5 protein-coding genes and 1 pseudogene are annotated in these 7,116 nt (G+C 61.1%); 5 read left to right on the forward strand and 1 reads right to left on the reverse strand.

Annotated elements, in window-relative coordinates; all coding sequences use genetic code 11:
* Window positions 1-802 (reverse strand): annotated as a pseudogene (fadH, locus tag AACZ55_RS14980) (NADPH-dependent 2,4-dienoyl-CoA reductase); the annotation flags it as partial.
* A gap of 93 nt (window positions 803-895) precedes the next feature.
* Here fadH and AACZ55_RS14985 point away from each other — a divergent pair.
* The 5 genes from AACZ55_RS14985 to AACZ55_RS15005 are packed head-to-tail and all read left to right on the forward strand — an operon-like array spanning window position 896 to window position 7,046.
* On the forward strand, window positions 896-2,077 hold the full coding sequence (locus AACZ55_RS14985) for an acyl-CoA dehydrogenase family protein (protein WP_028288573.1): 1,182 nt from the start codon (window positions 896-898) through the stop codon (window positions 2,075-2,077).
* Window positions 2,074-2,853 (forward strand): enoyl-CoA hydratase/isomerase family protein, encoded by a 780-nt coding sequence (locus AACZ55_RS14990; RefSeq protein WP_028288574.1) that lies wholly within the window; start codon window positions 2,074-2,076, stop codon window positions 2,851-2,853. The genes AACZ55_RS14985 and AACZ55_RS14990 overlap by 4 nt, the downstream gene beginning before the upstream one ends.
* Window positions 2,854-2,874: 21 nt before the next feature.
* Window positions 2,875-4,023, forward strand: coding sequence for an acyl-CoA dehydrogenase family protein (locus tag AACZ55_RS14995; RefSeq protein ID WP_339647418.1), 1,149 nt, complete (start codon window positions 2,875-2,877; stop codon window positions 4,021-4,023).
* Window positions 4,024-4,050: 27 nt separating this feature from the next.
* Window positions 4,051-5,442 (forward strand): AMP-binding protein, encoded by a 1,392-nt coding sequence (locus AACZ55_RS15000; RefSeq protein WP_028288576.1) that lies wholly within the window; start codon window positions 4,051-4,053, stop codon window positions 5,440-5,442.
* The gene (locus AACZ55_RS15005) at window positions 5,439-7,046 is read left to right on the forward strand and encodes a carboxyl transferase domain-containing protein (RefSeq protein WP_028288577.1); all 1,608 of its coding nucleotides are present in this window, start codon (window positions 5,439-5,441) and stop codon (window positions 7,044-7,046) included. The genes AACZ55_RS15000 and AACZ55_RS15005 overlap by 4 nt, the downstream gene beginning before the upstream one ends.
* The last annotated feature ends 70 nt before the right edge of the window (window positions 7,047-7,116 follow it).

Here is a 7,116-nt window from a genome sequence, read left to right on the forward strand (position 1 = left end):
AGGCGATCGTCGGCACGCGGGCCTCATGCCAGCCGATGCCGGTGTTCAGGATATCCGCACCCGCAGCCTCGATCTTGCGGGCCAGTGCGGCAATTTCATCGGCGGGCGCGCCGCCCTCGACCAGATCGGCCGCCGAAATCCGGTAGATGACCAGAAAGTCGGGGCCGCAACGTTCGCGCACCGCGCGCACGATATCGACCGGGAATCGGTGGCGGTTCGCGGCGCTGCCGCCCCAGTCGTCTTGGCGCTTGTTGGTGTGGGTGACGGTGAATTCGTTGATCAGGTATCCCTCGGACCCCATGATCTCGACGCCATCAAAGCCTGCGGCCAGCGCATTGGCGGCCGCCACGGCAAAATCCTCGATGGTACGGAGAATGTCGGCTTCGGTCATTTCACGCGGGATGAAACGGTTGATCGGGGCGCGGATCGGCGACGGGGCCACACACCCTTCGATCTTGGCATAGCGCCCGGCGTGGAGGAGTTGCGCGCAGATCAGGCTGCCTTCGGCCTGCACCGCCTCGCAGATCGGGCGCAGGTCAAGCGCTTCTTCCGGGTCATCGATTCTCGGACCTTCTGGATCGAATATGCCCTCGGCATTGGGCGAAAACCCGCCGGTGACCAGAATCGCCGCCTCCCCCCGCGCCCGCTCAGAGTAAAAAGCGACCTGTTTGGCTATGCCGTCAGGCTCGGTTTCCAACCGCGTGTGCATCGACCCCATGATGACACGATTTCGCAATGTATGCTGGCCTGCGCGGATGGGCGAGAGCATGGTTTCAAAGCTTCCATCTGGTCTATTTTTCACTTTGGTTCTCCTCCTCAAAACTGCACTTGATATACATTCTAACATTTGTTAGATTTTTGGAAAGAAGATTTTCGCTCACGAGGAGGAGCACCGATGCAATTCCAGCCTACAGACGATCAGAAGGCGTTTCGCGAGACCGCAAAGCGCTTCGCAACTGAAAGGCTTTCGCCCACATATCAAGAACGCGCCAGCGGCCATACATTCGACCGTGCGCTGATCAAGGAGATGGGCGCACTGGGGCTGATCGGGGCCGATCTGCCCGAGGAATTCGGGGGTCTCGGCGAAAGCTCTGTCACGTCAGGGCTGATCGTCGAAGAGATCGCCTATGCCGATTTCAACGCAAGTTACGTGCAGCTTCTGGGCTCTCTCATGGGCGGAATGGTTGCCAAACATGCCTCCAAGGACATCGCGTCGGAATGGGTGCCCAAGGTTGTTTCGGGTGATGCGGTCATTGGCCTGGGCCTGACAGAGCCGCGCGGCGGTTCGGATGCGGCGAACCTGATTCTGAGGGCCGAGAAATCCGGCAACGGCTGGCGGCTGAACGGTGAAAAGACATCCATGAGTTTTGCCAGTCAGGCGGATGCGGCGGTCGTCTTTGCCCGTACCGGCGATCCTGACGGCGGCTCACGCGGGGTCAGCGCCTTTTTCGTCGATCTGAACCAGGAAGGCATCAAGCGCACCCATTTTGACGACATCGGCACCAAGCCTGTCGGGCGCGGCTCGGTTTTCTTTGACGATGTTTTCGTGCCGGCTGAAAACATGATGGCGGAACAGGACCGTGCCTTTGGCACGATCATGGCGGGCTTCGACTATTCCCGCGCACTGATCGGGCTGGAGTGCCTGGGGGCCGCGCAAGCGTCGGTGGATGAAACCTGGGCCTACGTTCAGGAGCGCGAGGCATTCGGAGCCCCGATCGTGCAGTATCAGGGTGTCAGCTTTCCCTTGGCCGAGGCCGAGACCCAACTGACCATGATGCGCCAGCTTTGCTATTACACGCTGGACCTGCGCGACCGTGGCCTGCCCCACACCTCTCAGGCCGCCATGTGCAAATGGTACCTGCCCAAAACCGCCTGCGAGATCCTGCACCAGTGCCTGATCCTGCACGGACATTACGGCTACACCACCGACCTGCCCCACCACCAGCGCTACAACGATGTGCTCGGCTTGCAGATCGGTGACGGCACCGCGCAGATCCAGAAGCTGGTGATCGCCCGCGAGAAGGTCGGTCGCATGGCGCTGCAGTATGACAAGAAGGCGAAGGGAGCCTCGAAATGAGCGACCCCATCCTCGTCACTTCCGAGGGCAACACCGGCATCATCGAACTGGCCCGCCCCGAGAAATTCAATTGCCTGTCACTTGAGGTGCATGAGCGTATTTCTGTCGCGCGTGCGGAATTCGAGGCGAACCCCGCTATTCGGGCGATCCTCATCCGGGCGCAGGGCAAGCACTTTTGCACCGGTGCCGATCTGGTGGAAGTGAAAGGTAAATTGAACGATCCCGCCGCACTGGACCATTTCATCGCCTTTGGCATGAAAAACCTGCGTGCGCTCGAAACCTCCTCCCTCCCTGTCGTAGTCGCAGTGCAGGGGTTGTGTCTGGCCGGCGGGATCGAACTGATGCTGGCCTGCGACGTGTGCTTTGCGGCCGAAAGCGCCCAGTTTGGCGATCAGCATGCGCAATTCGGGCTGATTCCCGGTTGGGGTGGCTCGCAGCGGCTGACGCGGTTGATGGGGCAGCGCCGGGCGCTCGACCTGATGTTCTCGGCCCGCTGGCTCAAGTCGGACGAGGCCAAAGAGGCCGGCCTGGTCAACTACATCGTGCCGGATGCGGACCTGCACAAGATCTCGCTGGAATACTGCCAGAAGATCGCCACCCGCTCGCGTCCCGGCATCGCCGAGATGAAGCGGTTGGCGCGCGAAGGTGCGGACCTTGGTATCGACCAGCAGATGCGGCTTGAGCGCGATGCCGCGGTGCGTGCACTGCCCAGCGATGACGTGGCCGAGGGCCTCGACGCATTCGAGAACCGGCGCGCCCCCGAATTCAAGGCCTGAGGACGAAACATGGATTTCATTTTGAACGACGAACAACGCCAGATTTACGAGTATGGCGGCCAGCTGGCGCAGAAATACGACAATGCGTATTGGCTGGACCACGCGCGCAGGCATGAGTTCCCGCACGAGATGTTCAAGCAGATTGCCGATGACGGTTTCCTGGGCATCATGGTGCCCGAGGAATTCGGCGGCGCGGGCCTTGGTATGACTGAAATGGCCCTGTTCATGGAGGGCACCGCCAATCACGGCATTCCGCTTTTGATGATGGTGGTCGGGCCGACCATGTCGCTGGCCCATATCGCCAGCCACGGGAGCGAGTTCCACAAGAAAGAACTGCTGCCGGCCGCCTGCCGCGGTGATATCCAGTTCTGTTTCGCGATCACCGAACCGGGGGCCGGGTCGAACACGATGAAGGCCACTACGCTGGCCAAGCGTCGAGGCAACCGGTTCAGCCTGTCGGGCGAAAAGACCTTCATCACCGGGGCCGAAGTGGCCGACTACTGCCTCGTGGTGGCGCGGACCAAACCGCATACCGAGGTCAGCCGCAAGACCGACGGCTTTACCCTGTTCGCCGTGGATCTGAAGAAAAAAGGCGTCCACAAGCAGCGGGTGAAGATCTCGATCCCCCTGCCCGAGGAGCAGTGGACACTGTTCTTCGACGATGTGGATCTCGGCCCCGAGGATGTGGTCGGCGAGGTGGACGAAGGGTTCTCGATCCTGTTCGACAGCCTCAACCCCGAGCGTATTATCCTGGCCGCCTTGTGCTGCGGCATCGGCCGGTTCGCCCTGAACAAGGGCGTGGCCTATGCCTCCGAGCGCAATGTGTTCGGCCAACCCATCGGTGCGCACCAGGGCGTGCAGCATCCGATGGCCAAGGCGCATACGGCAGTCGAAATGGCCAGTCTGATGACCCGGCGCGCGGCATGGGAGTTCGACAACAAGCTGCCTGCCGGTGCGTCGTCGAACATGGCGAAATATGCCGCCGCCGAAGCCGGGATCGAAGCGGTCGACGCGGCGCTTCAGGCGCATGGTGGATCGGGCTTTACCGAAGATACGGGACTTTACGAAATGTACCCGCTGGTCCGCCTGCTGCGCACAGCGCCGGTGAACCGCGAACTGTGCCTGAGCTTTATCGGCGAAAAGGTCATGGGCCTGCCACGATCCTATTGATCGCCACGGCTAGGAACGGAGAACGACATGCAATTTGGAATGCGCTTCCGGCGGGAAGATGCCGCCGACAAGGTAAATGATCGCTTCTGGCACGCGATCGAGGGCACGCCGCTCGACGAGGTGCGCCGTATTCAGGAAGAGCGACTGCGCGATCAGATGGCCTATCTCAAGGCAAACTCGACTTTCTATCAGGAGAAGTTCGCGAAAGCCGGTGTGGAATTCGACGATATCCGCACCATCGAAGACCTGCAGAAACTGCCCTATACCTACAAGACCGAGATCCGCGAAAGCCTGGCCGCCGATCCGCCGTTCGGCAAACACCGCGCCGCGCCCATGTACGAGATCATCCAAATGCAGGCATCGTCGGGCACGACCGGCAGCCCCTCATATGTGGCCCTGACCGAATCCGACGCCGAAATGTGGCACGAGATGACGGCACGCTGTTTCTTTGCCAATGGCGTGCGGCCGGGCGACATGGTGCTGCACGCGTTTTCGCTCGCCAAGGGCTTTGTCGGCGGCATCCCCGTGATGCAGGGATTGCAGTACATGGGCACGATCGATGTCCCGGTGGGCGCCGATGGCGGTGCGGAACGGCTGCTGCGCGCCTGCGCCGACACCCGCACGCGTTGCGTGGTCGGCGCCCCGAACTTTGTGCTGCACCTGGCCGAAAAGGCTCCCGAGGTACTTGGCTGCAAGGCCAGCGAACTGGGTATCGAGCGCGTGATCGTCGGCGGCGAACCCGGCGGCGGCATTCCCGCAATTCGGGCAAAGATCGAAAAGGCCTGGGGTGCGAAATGCACCGAGATGCTGGGCGGCACCGATCTGGGCGTGACATACTGGGCCGAGTGCGACGCCCAGTCGGGTATGCACATGGTCAACATGGATTATGTCCTGACCGAGCTGCTCGACCCGGAGAGCGGCAGGATCATTCCCTGGAAAAAAGGCGCAGAAGGCGAGATGGTCTATACCGCGCTCGGCCGCCAGGCGAGCCCGCTCGTGCGGTTCCGGTCAGGCGATTATATCGAAGTGATCGATACCGAATGCTCCTGCGGCCGCACCGGACCGAAGATCCGCTGCACCGGCCGCACCGACGACATGCTGATCGTGCGCGGGGCCAATGTCTTCCCGTCGGCGATCAACAGCATCGTTACCGAAATGGTGCCGGACACCAACGGCGTCATGCGCATCGTGGCCGATTTCGAGGGCCATACCACGCAGGGCGCGCTGACGGTGATTGTCGAACGGGGCCCCGATCGCGATCCGGCCGATGACGTCACCCTCAAAAAGAAAATTGAGCAGCGGCTTCGCGACTCCTTGGTCTTCAAGGCCGACGTTCACCTGGTTGCGGCCGACACTTTCGAAAAACCTGGCGCCGCTAAGGTCGCCTTCGTTCTCAGGAAATATCCAGACCTGCCATGACTAGAATGAAATCCCTTCTCGACAGCGGGTCGGACGACTTCCGCGCCAACGACGTGTCTTACCGCGAAAAGGTCGATGAACTACATGCCCTCCGGCTCTTACAGCGCGTCGGCGGCCCCGAAATGGCGCGCAAACGTCATGTGGACAAAGGCAAAATCCTGCCGCGCGAACGGATCGAACGGCTGATCGACCCGGGCACACCATTTCTGGAACTCGGCGAGTTGGCCGGACTGAATATGCACAAGGGAGTTCCACCCGGCGCCGGCATCATTACCGGTATTGGCGTGATCGAAGGCCGTCAGTGCATGATCATCGCCAATGATGCCACCGTAAAGGGCGGCACCTATTTCGGGATCACCTGCCGCAAACACGTCCGGGCACAGAAAATTGCCTGGAAAAACCGCCTGCCCGTCATCACCCTCGTGGACTCCGGCGGTGCCTTCCTGCCCGACCAGGCCAACCTTTTCCCCGACGAAGGCCAGTTCGGCTCCATCTTTCACCAACAGATCGGCATGTCTGGCGATGGTGTGCCGCAAATCGCCGTGGTCATGGGGCCCTGCACCGCGGGTGGTGCCTATATCCCCGCGCTCTGTGACGAAGTGGTGATCGTGCGCGGTCAGGGCTTTATGTATCTGGGCGGACCGGAATTGACCTTTGCCGCAACCGGCGAAAAGGTCGAAGCCGAAGAACTGGGTGGCGGCAAGATGCATTCGTCCGTTTCCGGTGTGACCGACCATTTGGCCGAAGATGACGCCCACGCTCTGGCCATCACGCGCGAAATTGTCAGCCATCTTGGCGAAAAACCCCAACCCCGCAAGACGCCCGAAACGCCCCGTGCGCCCGCCTACCCGGTCGAAGAGATTTATGGGCTCATCAGCCGCGACCCCAAGGTGCCGACCGACAACCGCGAAATCGTGGCTCGGTTGGTCGATGAGAGCGATTTTCACGAATTCAAGCCGCTTTATGGCGACACGATCATGACCGGCTGGGGGCGCATCCACGGCCACGAGGTCGGGATCATCGCCAATACAGGCGTGCTTTTCGTCGAAGCCGCGCTGAAGGCGACGCATTTCATCAATCTCTGCGTCCAGCGTGATATTCCGCTGCTGTTCCTGGCCGATGTGAACGGCTTCATGGTGGGCCGCGAGGTCGAGCAGATGGGCATTGCCAAGGCTGGCGCCAAGATGATCACGGCCATGTCTTCGGCCCGGGTGCCGAAATTCACAATCATCACCGGTGGCTCTTACGGGGCCGGATACCTGGCGATGCTGGGCCGCCCGTTCCAGCCGGACGCAATGTTCGCCTGGCCGACGGGACGGTCGGCAATCATGGGGCCGGAACAGGCCGCCAGCGTGCTGGCTCAGGTCCGCGCGCAGATCAACGAACGCGAAGGCAAAAGCTGGACCCCCGAGGAGGAGGAAGCCTTCAAGGCACCGATCCGCAAGGAATACGAAGATTTTCAGGGAGCCTATAATTTTGCTTCCAACCTTTGGATCGACAGCGTGATCGAGCCCTGTGAGACCCGTGACGTCATGGCGCTGATGCTGGATGTGACATCGCGCAGACCCAAGGTCGATACCAACTTCGGCGTGTTCAGGATGTGAGGAGCGAACCGTGAAAATCAAAACGCTTCTGATCGCCAACCGCGGCGAAATTGCCTGCCGGATCGCGCGC

Source organism: uncultured Pelagibacterium sp. (genome assembly GCF_963972885.1).
GTDB lineage: Bacteria > Pseudomonadota > Alphaproteobacteria > Rhizobiales > Devosiaceae > Pelagibacterium > Pelagibacterium nitratireducens.